Genomic DNA, 17,871 nt, shown 5'->3' on the forward strand with positions numbered 1-17,871 from the left:
TCAGCTTATTTTTTTATTTATTTACCACCCAACATGTAAGCTATCACTTTTTCCATATCCGAATCAGATAGAGCGTAAACTTTATCTTGTTTCTTAACTTTTACGGTCATCTCTTTTTCAGTACCATAGGTTGGATTTTTAACTGCTTGTTTCATAAAATCAATTGTTATTCCCATTGCCCATTCATTTACTGCAGTTTCATTTGTCACGTCAACACCAGATTTCTCAATCGCCTCTGGTGTCACTTGTTTTTTAAGCTCCGATTCCAGATTATCAAAACCAATAAACGGTTTAACTGTAAGCTTAACATCAAAACCATCTTTTATTTTTTCAGCTGATTTGACATCATATTTTGAAATTTTTAATAAATCAAGCATAACTGTTTTGAGTTCTGCTTTAGCTGAATCAGTAACACCCGGTCCCTCAAAACTTTTGAGCATCTCATTAATGCCGTCCTCATATTCTGATTTTGCTTCTTTTTCAGTTTGTTTGGTAATTTCAGCATATTTTTTCATATCGCCTTTTGTAAAGGCGTTTAAAGAGGTTTTTACATAATCTACAGCATCTGAAGTTTTCCACTCGGCTGAACACGCTCCTAGACTAATCACCGCTAGTATGCTTACAAAGACTAACCCTACTTTTTTAAAGTTCTTCATTTTCTAATCTCCTTATATTTTACGTTTACTCCTTTTTAATTGTAACATATTTACTTTAAACAATTCATCATCTATTGCTTTTTTTTTACTTAAATTAGTCATAAAATTGAGAAATAAAAAGTCATTAGATATTTTCTGACTATCCCGAAAAACATCTAATGACTATTTATCACCATCATAATTGACACCCTTATCTCATAATATCAGCCCAGCCATCCAAGCCATCAATAAATTTCTTAGCCTTAATCTGCACACCGATATAGTGGTCATAGAGGGCATCGACAAAGACACGAATTTTCTTTTTCATGTCATCAGACAGGTTGATACTCGGCAACTTTTCTAAGTCCATTGCCATAAAAGAGTAGCACAGAAAAATCACATTAGGATCCAAGTGCGACCGCTTCATATCTTCATCAAAATGATTTCGACAAAGACAGCCATTAAACTTGTAAGAAAAATCCATTGGTAAATCCTTACGGTGACAAAAAACGCATTGCCCAAAATCTAACTGGGCACCAAAACGCGACATGACCTGTAGCTCAAAAATATAAGTCACCACCACCATATCAATCTTCTCTTCAATTAAATCAAGCGACTTCATCAAAAAACCATAAAGCGGCGCGTCATAATGATTATCAGGCAGCGCCACATCCGAAAGACCAACCAGATAACTCGCATAAGCCTGAGCAAAAATATCCGAATTAATAAACTGATAAGGCCTAGCCTCACTAATATCAGAAATAAAACTCAAGCCATCGTCATTAATCGTCCCCAACAACTCAAGCTGCGTAAAATTCTGAAGACTACTCGCAAACCGCGACTTCCCAGCATTTTTCACAAAAAACATCCGCTTACCAAAACGCTCCGTAAAAATCTTAACTAATTTATCTTGCTCACGGTAATGCCGACTAAACAGCACTAAACCGCGCGTCTCAACGTTTTTCATATCCCTAAGAACCTCTCCACTTCATTATAACAAAAAATTGGGCATCTCTAAAAACTCAGATCCAATAAAAAATTCCCCAAAATTGGGGAATTTCAATGCTTGCTGGAGATTAAGCAAGCTCAGGTTCACTTGATAAAAGATGAGTAGATTATAACGCACGCTTTTCAGTCACGTATGCTGTCAAGCGCGCCATGGCTTCTGTAATCACCGTCATACTCGCCGCATAGCTCAAACGGATATAGCCTTCACCATATTTGCCAAAAGCTGACCCGGGAATAAAAGCCACTTGCTTTTCATTAGCAAAATCAATCAAGAAATCAAAAGAATTTTGTTCTAAATCTGCAGGAATTTTAGCGAAAATATAAAATGCCCCGTCTGGTTTCGCAATCTCAAAGCCAAGCGGTGTCATCTGTGAGATGATATAATCTCGCCTAATCACATACTCTTTTTTCATCGCTACTGCATCATCTTTACCATTGGTCAAAGCCTCAATCGCCGCAAACTGAGAAACTGTCGTTGCTGCTGTCACAAAATACTGATGCGTTTTAATGATCTGGCTAGTCAAAACCGCATCCGAGAAGATGAAACCAATCCGATAACCCGTCATAGCATGAGATTTAGACAGGCCATTTAGCACAATCGTCTGCTCACGCGCAAATTCAGCGATTGACACATGTTTCTCACCTGTATAGTTCAACTCAGAATAGATTTCATCCGAAATAACAAAAACGGGATATTTCTGAACGACTTCAGCCAAAGCCTTGATTTCTGCGCGATTATAAGTCACACCCGTTGGATTTGACGGATAATTCAAAATCACAGCCTTCGTTTCAGGATTGGCAATCAAAGCTGCCTCTAGCATCTCTGGTGTCAAGACAAAGCCATTGGTCGTCGTATCAATCTCAACCATCTCAGCACCTGCAAGTTGAATTAAAGGCTCATAACCAGGGTACAAAGGCGCAGGCGTCAGCACCTTATCGCCAGCCACTAAGATAGACATGAGACTAGCAGAAATCGCCTCCGTCGCACCAACCGTCACCAAAATCTCTGATTCTGGATCGAACTGTAGGTCATATTTTTCAGCAACAAACTGACTCGCCGCCTCACGCAAAGCCAGCAATCCTGACATCCCAGTATAATGACTCTCATGTGCACGAACAGCAGCCACAGCAGCTGCTTCAACATGCTCAGGCGTATTAAAATCAGGCTCTCCTAGCGTCAGTTTCAACATACCAGGAATCTTTGACACCTCCTGATCAAAACGACGAATCGCCGAAATTTTGATTTTATCCAAATTCGAATTAAAAAGATTAGACACATCCATTAGCTTACCTCATTTTCGTATGAAAAAAGGCACAACACTGCGACATGCCCTTCACATTTTTATTCAATTATACCTTTTTTTTAGCATCTTTGCTATCTTTAGACAACAACATCTGGATAGCGTCATCCGTCGCAACATTTATTATTTCTACCATTCTTCTTTAAATAATCTATATGTCATATGGTCTTTCAAGTCTTTTTCATGCAAATCCTGTTCTCATTTTTTATAATATGGACAAATATAATACAGATAACATTAATACTTAAAGTAATATAAATCTAATGAAATTTGATATAATAAAAGAAAAATATTATTTATAAAAAGCTAAAGGAAGGAATAAATAGAGTATATGAAAAATAATGATAAAAAATTGATGTGGCGTTTAAAAAAACATTAGCAAAGAGTTGGGGAGAGACATACGATAATATTAAACCTGAACATTGCATTTTATGTGGGGAAAGAAAAACAAGTTATTGTAATTCACATACAATCCCTCAATTTGTTTTAAAAAATATTGCTAAATCCGGGATGATTGGCACCCTTAATGCAATTATTGAATTACCAATTAAAAATTTCGAAAAAGATGAAAAAGGTGTTAAAAAGTCAGGTGTCATACATTCTATCTGTATTTCGTGTGATTCTAAATATTTTAAAGACTATGAAAATCCGGAGAATTTAAAAAATGTAATTACAGACAAAATGTTGGCAGAAATTGCCCTCAAAAACTTTTTAATGGAAATAGTTCGAACACGTATAGATAAAGAAGGACTAAATAATAAGATTAAAAATTTAGAGGTATTTACCAATAGACCCTCTGAATTACTAAATTTTCAAGATTGGGACCTTGAAGATTTCGAGAATGAAGTTGAAGAGCATAAAAATAATATTGTTAAAAATCATACTGGAGCATATCAAATAATATTTCATGAAGTACTTCCTTATAAGGTTCCCCTAGCATTTTAAGACTCAATTTCGGTAATTGAAGATATGGATGGATTTATTATAAATAACACAAAAAATCTAGCCAAAGAAAATCGAATTCAAAAATTGCATTTAGCAATACTTCCCTTAGAAGACAGTACTTTTGTTTTAGCTTTTTACCATAAAAAGGATAAAAAATACAGTAACTTAAGGCATCAATTTAATAGTGTTTTAAAGGATAAAAAATTGGCTTTTATAAACTATTTAATCTTTGCCTACTCAGAAAATTGTTTTTTCTCTATAGAAAGAAAAGAAGATTTTACATGTAATTCCAAGTTATCCTAATTGACTCAGGAGTTATTTGGTGAACCTAATTTAGGTTTTCAAATTCTTGGAGATAGTTTTAAAAAGAGCTACAAAAAAGTTCAACCTCATGAAATACCAAATTTTTTATCAAAAGATTGGTCATTAGAAGACTAAGTTTTGAAAAATAAAAAACAATAATATAGTAAATTTCCTAATAGTCCCAAAAGTAATTACATAAAAATGATTTATTAACCTTAAATTATTTTAAACACAAAAAAATCCCTATACAACACTGTATAAGGATTCTTTTTTATGCCCCTGCAGATATATTCAACACTTTATATAGAAACTTTACGCATTATAAAGGCATTTAGGTTCTTTCACTTGAACTATTTCTACTACATTTTTTTTTTTTGGTGAAAATAATTCCTATAATTAATAAAAATCTATTTATCAATCATGTTCTTTTCTATTCCAAGCAAAAGCAAATTTAGTTAAAATGAATAGCCCTACAATCCATAGCAGCATGCTTAGAATACTACTATCTGTTATTTTGAAATGTTCCAATTTACTAAAATATTCTGTATTGGCACCAATAAATGACCACTTAACAAAATATTGAACTAACTGATTTGATGAAAGATCTGCTAATATCGGTAAAAAGTTAGCTACCATAACAATGCCAAGACTAAATAAAGAGGCGTGTATTTGACTTTTGGCTAATAAACCAATGGATAAATTGGTTAGAATAAAAATTAAGGTTGTTGAAATTGCAATGATAAAATAGATTGGCCAACTTGGAATAACAACACCGAAAAGCAAAGGAAAATAAATGCAAGCAGAAACAGAAAATAGAAACGGAAAAATAACAATAGATAAAATATACTCATACATCTTAACACCACTTAGTATCAACGTTCGTAAATTTTTCTTTTCTTTCTCTTCCCCTATCATCAATGAAACAAAAGATCCTGCCGTTAAACTATAGACAAAGGCTAAGGCTGAACTTAAAAAACTTATATTGCCATGAAACTTTGGAATGAGTGACAGCAAAGTAAAATCTCCAATAGGCGTACCTACACACATATATAATAAAGCAATGCTGCTTTTCAAATATTGTTTTCTTAACCATAATAAGCTTTTTAGTCTATCTATTCTATTCATTTTTAAATGCCTTTCCTGTCAACCGTACAAAAATAGATTCCAAAGATGATTCCATGGTATGGATACTGACAACATATTGTCCAAGATAGTTTGCTACCTCCTCTTTAGGAACCGTAATTTCTTTACCATTTTGGAATCTAATCACAACTTTATTTTCGTCACTATATTTATCAATGATAGATTGTGGTGCCCCATACTCAATAATATTGCCTTGATATAATAAGGCAATATTATCACATATTTTAGTCGCCTCATTCATATCATGCGTTGTTAAGAATATCGTCACACCTTTTTCTTTTAAATCAAACAAAATATCATGCACTTTTTGCGATAAAGTCGGGTCTAATCCAGAAGTTGGTTCATCTAAAAATAAGATTTTTGACGTATGGAGAATGGCACGAATCAAGAATAATCTTTGTTTCATACCTGTTGATAAATTCTCAGCTTTTTTATCCTTATCTTGATATAAATCTAAGGCTTTTAACAAATCATCGAGTACTTCAGTCGAAATATTATGAAATCTAGCAAAAAATTCTAAGTTTTTATAAAGAGACATTTTTTCATAAAAGCCAACGGTATCACTCATAAACCCAATATTTAAAAGATCGTCAGCAGAAATAGCCTTTGCATCTTTACCCAAAATAAAAGCTTGTCCACTATCCTGAACCAATTGCCCTGTTAAAATATTAATCGTCGTTGTCTTGCCAGCACCAGAAGGTCCAAGAAAACCAAATATTACAGAAGATACAACACAGGAACTCATCAATTTGTTCCTCCGAAAAATAAAACATCAATACGAACTGTTCCAATTGACGAAAAAAGCCTAATCATCTTAAAATCTCTACAAGCTCAACAAAAAAGAGCTAATAACGAATTAGGGGTCGGTAATGAAGAAAATTTCATATTTCAACACCACTCTCTCAGATATGATATACCACTCATTGAAACAGTTAGTAAAGCAATCAAAGAGATGTTAAAAATTCTAAAAATCACTCCATTATTGTCAACTAAAGGAGCTAGACATACTTATGGTTCTGTCTTACTACATAGAGGAATTGACATGGGTGTCATTGCTAAATTATTAGGTCATAAAGATATTAGTATGTTAATTGAGGTTTATGGTCATACTTTGCAAGAACGTGTAGAAGAGGAATATCAGGAGGTCAGAAATATTTTAAAATAAAATGGGACAAAACATGGGACAAATTTACAAGTAAGTACGAGAAAAGCCATACACAGCAACAACTGTCTATGGCTTTTATGATGCCCCCTGCAGGGCTTGAACCTGCGACCCATGGATTAAGAGTCCACTGCTCTACCAACTGAGCTAAGAAGGCAATCTTTAAGAGAAAAGCATTTCTCACCAGTTCATTATACCCCAAATACACCTGAAAATGCAAGAATAAACTCATACAAGTCAAACACAGTTTTTTGAAAACTTTTTACCAAGAATTCGTAGCATAAAAGACTTACAAACTCAAGGTTGTCAGTCAAAAGCTAACGAAGACATCACACCAACATAGGAAAGTTTTTTTGCGATTTTTGGGCTGTGAGGTCGAGGCAGCTAAAGCGCAGAAACCTTGAGGTTGTGAGCTGAAAGCTAACGAAGACATCACACCAACATAGGAAAGTTTTTTTGCGTTTTTGGCTGTGAGGTCGAGGCAGCTAAAGCGCAGAAACCTTGGGGTTGTGAGCTGAAAGCTAACGAAGACATCACACCAACATAGGAAAGTTTTTTTGCGTTTTTGGCTGTGAGGTCGAGGCAGCTAAAGCGAAGCAACCTTGGGGTTGTGAGCTGAAAGCTAACGAAGAAATCACAGTCAAAAACGCAAAAAAACACTGATTGAATGCCGTTGCTTACTCAAGTATTGAACCCGCTGTCAATGTTAAACAGGTGGGCGTCTCGCTCTTACTGAAGCAGCTTCCATCTAAAATGGCTTGCACGCTGTAAGATGTCTCAAAGACTCCCGAGGTAATACGATTTAGTCGGTCAAAAATGTGAGTAAGTTCGCACATTCCAGTGCTTTTCTTTATATTTATATCATAGCATGGTTCCATTTTTTTTGCAAACAATATGTCGGAAAACGCTTTCTTTTTTGCCGATAAATTAATTTAAGTCCTCAAAAAAACAGAAAGTCGACACGCAACTTTCTGTTTTTCATAGTCTTTTATTGATTCAAAATCGCAAGGGTTTCTGCCAAGTCATCGACATTGACTTCAAGTGTATCGCCTGTTGCACGAATCTTAACTTCAACAATACGGTCAGCTGCTTTTTTACCAACTGTCACGCGCACCGGCAGGCCAATCAAGTCGCTATCAGCAAACTTAACGCCGACACGTTCTGCACGGTCATCTTCAAGGACTTGTAAACCTGATTTTGTCAAAGTCTCTACGATTTCTGCTGACAAAGCAACAGCTGTTTCATCTTTGACGTTCACTGGAATCACGTGTACATCAAACGGTGCTAATCCTTTAGGGAAGTTCATTGACCAAGAGAATTTGTAGTCTCCCTTAAATGTTTTCTCAACATTAATCCGCGCAAATTGCTCTAAAATCGCTGATAACATCCGGCTGACACCGATACCGTAGCTACCCATGATGATTGGCTTAGCTTTACCATTTTCATCTAAAACATTGGCGCCCATACTTTCAGAATAACGCGTACCAAGTTTAAAGATGTGGCCAATTTCGATACCACGTGCAAATTTCAGGTGTCCACCACCATCTGGTGCTGGCTCGCCTTCTTTTGCAGTCCGCAAATCAACAAATTCAGTAACTTTAAAGTCACGGTCTAAGTTGGCATTTTGATAATGGAAACCATCTTCATTAGCACCAACGGTAACGTTGACAATGGTTTCAACCACACGATCAGCAATTACTTTAACATCTTCTGGCAAGCCAACTGGTCCTAATGAACCGAATGTTGCACCAAATACTTTAATTGTTTCTTCTTCTGTCGCAGGTTCAACAAAATCAGCACCTAAATGGTTGGTTAATTTAACTTCGTTTAACTCATCATCACCACGGAGTAGGACAACCACGATTTCACCATCTGCATTGTAGACAAGTGTTTTAATGGTTTGCTCAGTTGGCACGTCAAGAAAGGCTGAAACTTCCTCAATCGTTTTCACGTCAGGAGTTGCGACTTTTGTCAACTCAAGATGTTCAGTATAAGCAGTTGGTTTAACAAATTCAGTCGATGCCATTTCCAAGTTTGCTGCATAATCTGAGCCGTCAGAATAAGCAATGGTATCTTCCCCTGCAATCAACCAGTTAGAAAGTTCTTGCTTGATGTCTTTGATCACAAAGTCTGGGATTTCTGAAATATCAGCAATTGATTTATCTAAAATCAACCATTGTGACAAGTCCGTACGGTCGGGTGTAATCGCCATAAATTCTTGCGAATCTTTACCACCCATAGCACCGCCGTCACCAATGATACCTTTAAAATCAAGGCCAGCGCGGGTGAAAATATTCTCATACGCCTGTTTATAATCCAGATAAGTCTCATCTAGCGATTCATAATTAGCATGGAAACTATAACCATCTTTCATGATGAACTCACGACCACGAAGTAGACCGTAACGCGGACGTTTTTCATCTCGATATTTCGGCTGAATTTGGTAGATGTTCAATGGTAGTTTCTTATAAGACGTGATTGCATTTCTGACAAGTGCAGTCATTGTTTCCTCATGCGTTGGGCCGAGGATAAAATCTGATGAATCGCGATTTTTTAGCTTATAAAGGTCAGCGCCGTAAGTCTCGTAACGACCACTTTCTTTCCACAAGTCTGCGGTTAAAAGAGCGGGTGCTAATAATTCCACCGCCCCAATGGCCTCAAACTCTTCACGCATGATGTTCTTGAATTTTTCAAGCACGCGATTAGCAAGTGGCAGATAAGCGTAGATACCTGCTGAGACTTGACGAACGTAACCTGCACGTACGAGAAGGGCATGACTGATGACTTGCGCATCAGACGGCATTTCTCGTAAGGTAGGAATAAGCATTTTGGATTGTTTCATGTGTGTGATAGTTGGATAACCCTATCAAGCCCTGCGCTTGGAGATTATCCTTTCCTTTCATATAGTGTTTTTATTATATCAAAAAAAGCGTTGAAAATCAGCACTTTTAAGTTAAGTTAGTGTTGATAAGCGTATCAAACATAAGAATCACCGAAACAATCGCAAAATATCATTCCAAGTCACCGCAATCATCAAGACAACCATAATGCCGACACCTACAAGAGTAATGATACTTTCATGCTCTTGTTTCATCGGTTTGCGACGAATCGCTTCAATGATATTCATGACAATTTTACCACCATCCAAAGCAGGAATCGGAATCAGATTGAAAATCCCCAGATTAATGGATAAGAGTGCCATAAATCTAATAACCGTCAGGATACCTTCACGCGCTGCCTCACCAGACATCTTATACATGGCAACCGGTCCACCCAATTTATTAATGTCCGGACGTAAAATCAAATCCTTCAAAGCATTAACAATCGCAAAAGCAGATGTCCAGGCCTCTTTTAGACCCCCAGTTATTTTGTCTACAAAACCTGTTTTAAGAAATGGTGTAATCCCAATGACATACGACTTATCATTCTTTTTAGGTGTAATCGTAAGCGTTTTGCTATCTGTCTTAACTTGAATCGCCTTACCATCAGATTGGCCAATTTCCTTAGACAATTCCGACCAATCAGAAATTGGCACACCATTAATCGACTCAACCTTATCACCTGTCCGCAACCCCGCCTGATAAGCTGGATAATTGTGGTCCGACACCGTGATTTGGTTGGTCTTCAAATCCTGCACGCCACCTTGCATAAAGACAACCAAAACAAACGCCACCGCACCCAAAATAAAATTATTGAGCGGTCCAGCAAAGTTCGTCATCATCCGACCAGGCAAACTTGCGCTCTGATACTGCACATCCAAAGGCGCAATGCGCAACTCCGTACCATCTTCCTCGACAACCGTCGCATCATGATCCACCGCATACGTCACAATTTCACCATTAACCTCGCCGGTAATGGTTAGAGCCTTTTCAAAATCATAATCTGTAACGAGCATCGGTAGCGCTTGACCAAACTGCACCTTATTACTGAGATTAATACGTGTCACCGTCTGACTTTGGGGATTCAACGTCAAACTTACCGGTGCCCCAGTCTTAATCTCAGTTTCATCTTCACCCCAACCAGCCATGCGAACATAACCGCCCAGAGGCAAAATTCGAATGGTATAGAGTGTGCCATCTTTCGCTTGGTGAGCATAAATTTTAGGTCCCATACCAATCGAAAATTCCCGCACCAAAATACCTGCTTTTTTAGCGAAAAACAGATGACCATACTCGTGTACACAAACAATAATACCGAAAATGATGATAAATGTGACTAAACTTTGAATCATATTTTTTTATTTCCCTTTTTCTTGAATTAAATCTTCTACCCACTGCGACACTTTTTGACGTGTTCTTTTATCAGAGGCTAAAATTTGATTTAGGGTTTGCCCATCAAATTCCATATGCTCAAAAACTGCACGTGTAATTAATTGTTCAATCTCTAAGAAAGTAATTTTACCATCTTGGAAAGCCTGATTAGCAACTTCATTTGCTGCATTATAAACCGCTGGATAGCCACCGCCTAGTTTACCTACTCGATAAGCTAAATCTAACATTGGAAAACGAACCAAATCCATTTTTTCAAAATGTAGAGCACCAATTTCAGTCAAATCAAACGGTGTTTCATGGTGCATGGTCAAATGTTTTGGATAAGATAAGGCATACTGAATTGGCTCACGCATATCCGTTGCCCCAAGCTGGGCTAAAACAGCACCATCTTGTAACGTCACCATTGAATGCACGACAGATTCCCGATGCAAAACAACATGGATATCATCATAAGGAACACCAAATAAATGATGTGCCTCAATCACTTCCAACCCCTTATTAACCATAGTCGCAGAGTCTAGTGTAATCTTCGCACCCATCGTCCAATTCGGATGAGCTAAAGCATCATCGAGTGTTACATCAAGCAATTCCTCACGCGTTTTATCACGAAATGACCCACCTGACGCTGTAATCGTTAAACTGCGAACATCACTTTTTTGAACACCTTGGAGCACTTGGAAGATCGCTGCATGCTCACTGTCAACAGGCAAAATTTTACTACCTGTCCGAGCTGCTTCTGCCATAATTGTATAGCCTGCGACAACCAACGTTTCCTTGTTAGCCAAAGCAATATCACGACCAAGCTGAACCGCTTCAATCGTTGGTGGAAGACCAACAGACCCCACAATCGCATTGAGCAAAATATCATAATCCTCTATTTTTGCTAGCGTGATTAACCCTTCGTTTCCGACATGAATCTCAACATCTGGAAAACTTTCAGCAAGTGCGATTTGTGATGATTCTTGAGCTGCAACAACGACTTTAGGTGAAAAAGCTTGAATAATTTCACGCGCCTTCTCAATATTTTTGCCAAATGCAAAGCCGACCAATTCAAATTGCTCCGGATGTGCTGCAATCACATCTAACGCCTGCACACCGACACTTCCCGTCGCCCCTAATAAAATAATTTTTTTCTTTATCATATCCTAAAATGCCTCCTCCATCTCATTTCTAAAAAGTCCCTATCCACGCTTGCGCCATGGCCCCTATCACACAAGCACAAACTTTATATTAAATTAGATTAGATTAAAATAAACCAAGTAAATGCATCATCGGAAAAACAAAAATTAGACTATCAAAACGGTCTAGAATACCACCATGACCTGGTAAAATTTTACCTGAATCCTTCACACCAAAATGACGTTTCAAACTAGATTCCACCAAATCTCCAAGTTGCCCAACAACAGAGAAAATAGCTACCAAGACAATTAAGTGTAGCAGACTAATAGCAGGTGCCTGTTTAGGATAAAGAAATACCATTATCAGAGCAACAACAACAGCTGAAACAATCCCACCAAGGGAACCTTCCACTGTTTTATTAGGTGAAACACTCGGAATCAATTTTGTTTTACCAAATTTTCTACCAACAAAATAAGCACCTGAATCCGTTGCCCAGACAATAAAGAGAGCTAGAAACAAAATAAATAAACTATTTTCACGCGCCGCTAGTAAATTCTGAAAACCAATCCCAATATAAAAAGCTGACAAGAAAGGAAAACCTAAATCTTCAAAAGAATATTTACCCTTGGTAAAGACCATGACACCCATCATGATAAATAAAAATAAAGTAAACAAGGTAAAATTGCTATCTGTGCCAAGTTGCGGGAAATATTGCGTTGTTGGTAAAGACAAAGAAAGGGCAGCAAGTGTTGCTAAAATTCCTTCAAAAGATAGAATTTCTAACTTGCGCATTCTGAACAATTCGCCCATAGCAATAATAACAAGTAGGGCTACCAAAATATGAAAAGGTGTATTTCCTAGAATCGCTAAGCCTAAAAAGACAGCTCCTGCGACAACACCTGTAATAATTCTTTGCGTCATTTTTTGATTCCTCCATATCTGCGATCTCGTTGTGAAAAGACGTCAAATGCTAAATCTAACGCAGCCTCATCAAAATCTGGCCATAATGTCTCTGTAAAATATAATTCGCTATAAGCCGTTTGCCACGGTAAAAAATTACTCAAACGATTTTCACCTGACGTTCGAATGACAAGGTCAGGATTTCGATAAGCTTCTGGCAAAATCGCTGTCGTTAATTGCTGCTCAAAGTTATCTTGTGTCATCTCGTCTACTGACAATACCCCTTCTTGGACTTTTGTCGCTAGTGCTTTGACAGCATCTAAAATTTCAGCTTGTCCACCATAATTCAAGGCAATCGTCAAAATCATCCCTGTATTTTGCGCTGTATCAACCATCGCTCTATCAATAGATTTCAGTGTAGCTTTTGGCACACCTTCTCGTGTACCAATCATAGCAATTCTGATATTTTCACGATTTAAGGTCGGCACAAATCTTTCATAAAAATCAATCGGTAAACTCATGATGAATTTAACTTCTGCAGCTGGTCTCGACCAGTTTTCTGTCGAGAAGGCATAGACAGTCATCACTTTGACGCCACGATTTTGGGCGTGAATTGCAATCGTCTGCAAGGCATCCATACCCGCTTTATGACCAAAAATACGTGCTTTCCCCTGACGTTGAGCCCAACGTCCATTACCATCCATAATAACTGCCAAATGATTTGGGATTTTTTGCATTGCTGCTTTATCTGATGTTTCTGTCATCTTATCTATTTACCTCTAAATTCATCGTTACTAATTGCTCACTAGCATGTTGTAAAAAGTTAAAGTCATCTCATTTGATATTACTTGTGACATTTTAAATTCTAAAAATGACCTGTTAAACCTTGCCATCTAGTTTACGAGCTTCCCTTAATTTTAACACATTTTCAGTAAAAATTCTTAAAAAAAATAAGCCAAATGGCTTATTTATCTTGTGTTATTCAAATGGTGAGTCTTGTTTGTCAGCCGTTTCACTTGACGCAATAGCCTCAGTTTTAGCATCAGCAATCACACTATCAATCGTTTCAGTTTCGTCGGTAGCTTCAGTAGCTACAACAGGTTTAACTGTTTTAACTGCTGCACGATCTAAAGTTAGAATGACCCCTTCAGCATCTAATTCAATCGTCCCTTTTGTTTTATCAACGCTCGCCAAAATACCGTGCAATCCGCCAATCGTCACAATTTCAGAACCCGGTTGCATATTGTCAAGTTGTTCTTGACGTTGTGCAGCTGCTTTCTTTTGGTTACGTTGCATAAACCACATCATCCCACCGAACAGAATGATCAAAATTACAAATTGCATGTCTTTACCTCATTTATTTTTTATAGTCTCTATTATAGCAGATTATGCCCAATAAAAAAAGCACAATACTTGAGGTAGATTTCGGAGTACCATTAGGAATTACAGTTTATTTTTGATAATTTAATCGATAAATGCTATGATGATTAGGTTGTCATGTATATAAATACAGTCAAACAAGGAGGGAAAACAAATGACTAGCTCAGAACTCAAACAAGCCGCACGCTATGCACTAAAAGACAATTTCTTCCAGAAAATGCTTTTAATGATTGTCCCATTGCTACTTGCAATTTTTTCAAGTCGTGCTACTAATTCATCTTCAATCAACTTGCAACATCAATTAAATGATGCCAATATTGATTTTTCAGGTAACTCTGATGCTTTATCAAATGTTGATTGGGGCTTAGTCCTCAGTATTGCTATACCAATTATTGCTTTTGCCATGATAACTAGCTTTATCGTTATGATTATCGCTACAGTTTTTAAAACAGCTAGTATGTTTAACTATTTGGAAATTTTCCGAGGCGAGAAAGAAGAAATTAATTTATCATCTGATATCTTACGAACATTTAAAGAAAATTCTTTCTGGAAAATTGTAAGTTTGACAGTTGTGACACAACTCATCATGTTCCTACTTTTCTTTATTCCAGTTGTTGGTTGGGCTATTGCAATTTATCTTGGTTTATCTTGGTCACAGGCTACTTATGTTTTATATGATAAACTTCAAAACAACAACTATAAAGGTGTTTGGGATGTTCTTAATACCTCAAGCCAAATGATGACCGGTTACAAGTTTAAATATTTTGTCTTTAACTTAACCTTTATTGGTTGGTACATTCTAGGTGCTCTTTTCTTTGGTCTACCTCAAATCTGGACTATGCCGTATACAGAAATGTCTATGGTTGCTTTCTACGAGGCACGAATCGAAGAGCGTTTATAAGACAACTTTAAAACATATAAAAAACAGCCTCGGCTGTTTTTTTATTTTGAATCATTCAACGATAATCACACGATACAAGATGATCATTAACTAAACCAACTGACTGCATATAAGCATAACAAATTGTCGGACCGACAAATGAAAAACCTCTTTTTTTCATATCTTTGCTCATTTTCTCAGAAATAGGTGTTGTTGCTGGTACTTCCGAAAAATGATGATAGTCATGCTGTATCGGTTTACCTGAAACGTATTGCCAAAGGTAAGTTGAAAAACTGCCAAATTCTGTTTGAACTTGAATAAACGCCTTAGCATTTTTGACGATTGCTTGCATTTTGAGTCGATTGCGGATCAATCCTGCATTTTGTGGCAACTCATCTAACTTATCTTGATCATAATCTTTGATTTTTTGCGGATCAAAACCATCCAAAGCCTGACGATAATTCTCGCGTTTGGCCAAAATCGTAGACCAGCTAAGTCCAGCTTGCATCCCTTCAAGAATCAACATCTCAAAAAGCATCGCATCATCATATTTCGGTTTTCCCCATTCTAGATCATGATACGGAATCTCTAACCCTGATTTTGCCCAATCACATCTCGTCATATGACATTACCATTTCCCTTCGTACTTATTCTTAAATTGCATCATATTTTTTGTGCAAAAGAACACAAGCGAAATGGTTGCTTTACATCTATAAAGATGGGTAAATGGTAAGTGATAGATTTTTATACAAAGGACAAAGGGGAAGAAAATGACACAAGATTATCGTGTGCTATTATACTATCAATACGTACCAATTGAAAATGGCGAGCAATTCGCTAAAGAGCATCTAGCAGCCTGTAAAGCTTTAGGCATCAAAGGCAGAATTTTAGTTGCAGATGAAGGGATTAATGGTACTGTTTCGGGTACATTTGAGCAAACTGAGGCTTACATGAACATGATGCATGCAGATCCTAGATTTGCTAAAACCATTTTTAAAATTGATTTATCTGAAGATAACGCCTTTAAAAAAATGCATGTCCGTTACCGCAAGGAATTAGTCAGTCTTAACTTAGAAGATGACATTGATCCTTTAGCATTAACTGGTGCCTATTTATCACCAAAAGAGTTTAAAGAAGCTATGCTAGACGATAATACCGTTGTTATTGATGCGCGCAATGACTATGAATTCGATTTAGGTCACTTTAGAGGTGCTGTTCGCCCTGACATTCGTAGTTTTAGAGAGTTACCACAATGGATGCGTGATCATAAAGAAGAATTTATGGAAAAACGTGTCCTCACTTACTGTACCGGTGGGATTCGCTGTGAAAAATTCTCAGGTTGGTTAGTCAGAGAGGGCTTTAAAGATGTTGGTCAACTTCACGGTGGGATTGCAACTTATGGTAAAGATCCTGAAGTGAGAGGCGATTTATGGGATGGTCAGATGTATGTCTTTGATAGCAGAATTGCCGTGCCAATTAACCAAAATGAACATGTCATCGTTGGTAAAGACTGGTTTGACGGCACGCCTTGTGAGCGTTACATCAACTGTGGCAATCCAGAATGTAATCGTCAAATCTTAGCATCTGAAGTTAATGAAGCTGCTTATCTCGGTGGTTGCAGCCATGAATGTCGTGTTCATCCACGTAATCGCTATGTTATGAGTCACAATTTATCAGAAGCAGAAGTTACAGAGCGTCTACATGCCATTCATGAGGTCGTTGCTTAAATCAAACAAAAGAAAAACAGCTGCGGCTGTTTTTTTTATCATCTAAAAGACTCAATTAAACGCGCGATATTTTGCGCTGTATTGGCCATATTTTTTAAAGTCGTTTGAGTCATGATAGCATCATCTAAACTGATTGGTCTTGTCTGGATACTAAAGGCTGCTGTCAAATCGTTTTCAAGCATTCCTAAATCATCTGAACGACTACCAACTAAAGCAACACATGGTTTACCATGCTTTTTCGCCAATTTAGCAACACCTGAGACAACTTTACCTTGACTACTTTGATAATCCAGATGTCCTTCGCCTGTCAAAACAAGGTCTGATTCTAAAATAGCTTGCTCTAAGTGAACTAAATCAGAAATGAGTTTAAATCCCGAAATCAATTGACCACCTAGTAAAGCAATCGCACCACCAAGTCCACCAGCTGCACCTGTTCCTGGTATTTTTTGTAAATCAATGCCACGATCCCTCAATAGCTCTTGTGCAAATCGTGCATCACGCGCGTTAAACTGAGTTATCTGTGCTGCAGTTGCACCTTTTTGAGCTGCAAAAATAGTGGCTGCACCATTTTCCCCGTAATAAGGGTTGGTCACATCACTTGCCCCAATAAGGGTCACACCTGATAGATCAGTTGTCTCTAAACTTTTCAAAAAGCCTTGCCCGCCGTCAGAGGTTCCAGTGCCTCTCAAGCTCACAATAATTGTTTTGGCACCTGCTTGAATGGCAGATTGCACAACTGCACCTAATCCGAAGGTTGTTGCGCGTGAGATGCTTTCAGAGCCTACTGTTACTAAGTCAATCCCGATGATTTTGGCTGACTCAATAATTGCTGTATCTCCTAATAGTAGATAAGGTACCTCAAGTTGACGTCCCAGTAAATCAGTTGTTTGAATCGTCTTTCTGATAGCATTTTCCTGATAAGCAAGCACATCTAAAACGCCCTCGCCGCCATCAGCAATCGGTATACTCTGTACTTGTAGGTCAGGAAATGCTGCTAAAATACCAGATAAAGCTGCAGTATTCAGCTGCTCAGAAGTGGCGCTGCCTTTAAATGAATCAATCGCTGCTAGAATTTTCATAAGTTTAGTATAGCAAAA

At 37.4% G+C, this 17,871-nt stretch carries 18 protein-coding genes and 1 tRNA gene; 5 read left to right on the forward strand and 14 right to left on the reverse strand.

Going from position 1 to position 17,871, the window contains the following annotated elements; translation table 11 throughout:
* Nucleotides 1–17 precede the first annotated feature (17 nt).
* From HZR21_RS06815 to HZR21_RS06825, 3 genes are all read right to left on the reverse strand, one after another.
* Complete coding sequence (locus HZR21_RS06815; protein WP_180747008.1) at nucleotides 18–656, reverse strand: hypothetical protein; 639 nt, start codon at nucleotides 654–656, stop codon at nucleotides 18–20.
* Nucleotides 657–846: 190 nt separating this feature from the next.
* Nucleotides 847–1,602, reverse strand: a complete 756-nt coding sequence (recO, locus tag HZR21_RS06820; RefSeq protein WP_180747009.1) for a DNA repair protein RecO — start codon at nucleotides 1,600–1,602, stop codon at nucleotides 847–849.
* Between the two features lie 148 nt (nucleotides 1,603–1,750).
* On the reverse strand, nucleotides 1,751–2,926 hold the full coding sequence (locus tag HZR21_RS06825) for a pyridoxal phosphate-dependent aminotransferase (RefSeq protein WP_180747010.1): 1,176 nt from the start codon (nucleotides 2,924–2,926) through the stop codon (nucleotides 1,751–1,753).
* Between the two features lie 375 nt (nucleotides 2,927–3,301).
* On the opposite strand from HZR21_RS06825, the gene HZR21_RS11605 reads away from it, so the two are divergent.
* Nucleotides 3,302–3,889 (forward strand): hypothetical protein, encoded by a 588-nt coding sequence (locus HZR21_RS11605; protein ID WP_219605588.1) that lies wholly within the window; start codon nucleotides 3,302–3,304, stop codon nucleotides 3,887–3,889.
* Between the two features lie 24 nt (nucleotides 3,890–3,913).
* A complete protein-coding gene (locus tag HZR21_RS11610) occupies nucleotides 3,914–4,192 on the forward strand; it encodes a hypothetical protein (protein WP_219605589.1) in 279 nt (92 codons plus the stop codon).
* A 414-nt stretch (nucleotides 4,193–4,606) separates the two neighbouring features.
* Here HZR21_RS11610 and HZR21_RS06835 read toward each other — a convergent pair whose 3' ends face one another.
* Both HZR21_RS06835 and HZR21_RS06840 read right to left on the reverse strand, forming a co-directional pair.
* The gene (locus HZR21_RS06835; RefSeq protein WP_180747011.1) at nucleotides 4,607–5,317 is read right to left on the reverse strand and encodes an ABC-2 transporter permease; all 711 of its coding nucleotides are present in this window, start codon (nucleotides 5,315–5,317) and stop codon (nucleotides 4,607–4,609) included.
* The gene (locus tag HZR21_RS06840) at nucleotides 5,310–6,080 is read right to left on the reverse strand and encodes an ABC transporter ATP-binding protein (protein WP_180747012.1); all 771 of its coding nucleotides are present in this window, start codon (nucleotides 6,078–6,080) and stop codon (nucleotides 5,310–5,312) included. Before HZR21_RS06840 ends, HZR21_RS06835 begins: the two co-directional genes overlap by 8 nt.
* Between HZR21_RS06840 and HZR21_RS06845 the strand changes: the two genes are divergently transcribed.
* Entirely contained in the window at nucleotides 6,003–6,500 is a 498-nt protein-coding gene (locus HZR21_RS06845) for a tyrosine-type recombinase/integrase (RefSeq protein ID WP_374940023.1), read from the forward strand. The genes HZR21_RS06840 and HZR21_RS06845 overlap by 78 nt on opposite strands.
* 81 nt (nucleotides 6,501–6,581) lie before the next feature.
* On the opposite strand, the gene HZR21_RS06850 is transcribed toward HZR21_RS06845, so the two are convergent.
* The 7 genes from HZR21_RS06850 to yajC all read right to left on the reverse strand — a co-directional run bounded on the left by HZR21_RS06850 (nucleotide 6,582) and on the right by yajC (nucleotide 14,131).
* A tRNA-Lys gene (locus HZR21_RS06850) sits at nucleotides 6,582–6,654 on the reverse strand.
* Nucleotides 6,655–7,485: 831 nt separating this feature from the next.
* On the reverse strand, nucleotides 7,486–9,339 hold the full coding sequence (locus HZR21_RS06855) for a proline--tRNA ligase (RefSeq protein WP_180747013.1): 1,854 nt from the start codon (nucleotides 9,337–9,339) through the stop codon (nucleotides 7,486–7,488).
* 147 nt (nucleotides 9,340–9,486) lie between these two features.
* On the reverse strand, nucleotides 9,487–10,728 hold the full coding sequence (gene rseP / locus HZR21_RS06860; protein ID WP_219605590.1) for an RIP metalloprotease RseP: 1,242 nt from the start codon (nucleotides 10,726–10,728) through the stop codon (nucleotides 9,487–9,489).
* A 6-nt stretch (nucleotides 10,729–10,734) separates the two neighbouring features.
* Nucleotides 10,735–11,910: a 1-deoxy-D-xylulose-5-phosphate reductoisomerase gene (gene dxr / locus HZR21_RS06865; protein WP_180747014.1), complete on the reverse strand. Its 1,176-nt coding sequence runs from the start codon at nucleotides 11,908–11,910 to the stop codon at nucleotides 10,735–10,737.
* Between the two features lie 103 nt (nucleotides 11,911–12,013).
* Nucleotides 12,014–12,808: a phosphatidate cytidylyltransferase gene (locus HZR21_RS06870; protein WP_180747015.1), complete on the reverse strand. Its 795-nt coding sequence runs from the start codon at nucleotides 12,806–12,808 to the stop codon at nucleotides 12,014–12,016.
* Nucleotides 12,805–13,551 (reverse strand): undecaprenyl pyrophosphate synthase, encoded by a 747-nt coding sequence (gene uppS, locus HZR21_RS06875; protein ID WP_180747016.1) that lies wholly within the window; start codon nucleotides 13,549–13,551, stop codon nucleotides 12,805–12,807. Before uppS ends, HZR21_RS06870 begins: the two co-directional genes overlap by 4 nt.
* A 214-nt stretch (nucleotides 13,552–13,765) precedes the next feature.
* On the reverse strand, nucleotides 13,766–14,131 hold the full coding sequence (gene yajC, locus HZR21_RS06880) for a preprotein translocase subunit YajC (protein WP_180747017.1): 366 nt from the start codon (nucleotides 14,129–14,131) through the stop codon (nucleotides 13,766–13,768).
* A gap of 190 nt (nucleotides 14,132–14,321) precedes the next feature.
* On the opposite strand from yajC, the gene HZR21_RS06885 reads away from it, so the two are divergent.
* A complete protein-coding gene (locus tag HZR21_RS06885) occupies nucleotides 14,322–15,068 on the forward strand; it encodes a DUF975 family protein (RefSeq protein ID WP_003139542.1) in 747 nt (248 codons plus the stop codon).
* A 55-nt stretch (nucleotides 15,069–15,123) separates the two neighbouring features.
* On the opposite strand, the gene HZR21_RS06890 is transcribed toward HZR21_RS06885, so the two are convergent.
* Nucleotides 15,124–15,669: a DNA-3-methyladenine glycosylase I gene (locus HZR21_RS06890; RefSeq protein ID WP_180747018.1), complete on the reverse strand. Its 546-nt coding sequence runs from the start codon at nucleotides 15,667–15,669 to the stop codon at nucleotides 15,124–15,126.
* Between the two features lie 148 nt (nucleotides 15,670–15,817).
* Between HZR21_RS06890 and trhO the strand changes: the two genes are divergently transcribed.
* Entirely contained in the window at nucleotides 15,818–16,774 is a 957-nt protein-coding gene (gene trhO / locus HZR21_RS06895; protein WP_180747019.1) for an oxygen-dependent tRNA uridine(34) hydroxylase TrhO, read from the forward strand.
* A 38-nt stretch (nucleotides 16,775–16,812) separates the two neighbouring features.
* Here trhO and HZR21_RS06900 read toward each other — a convergent pair whose 3' ends face one another.
* The gene (locus tag HZR21_RS06900) at nucleotides 16,813–17,853 is read right to left on the reverse strand and encodes a glycerate kinase family protein (protein ID WP_180747020.1); all 1,041 of its coding nucleotides are present in this window, start codon (nucleotides 17,851–17,853) and stop codon (nucleotides 16,813–16,815) included.
* Between the last annotated feature and the right edge of the window lie 18 nt (nucleotides 17,854–17,871).

This window comes from Pseudolactococcus laudensis (genome assembly GCF_013449735.1).
Lineage (GTDB): Bacteria > Bacillota > Bacilli > Lactobacillales > Streptococcaceae > Pseudolactococcus > Pseudolactococcus laudensis.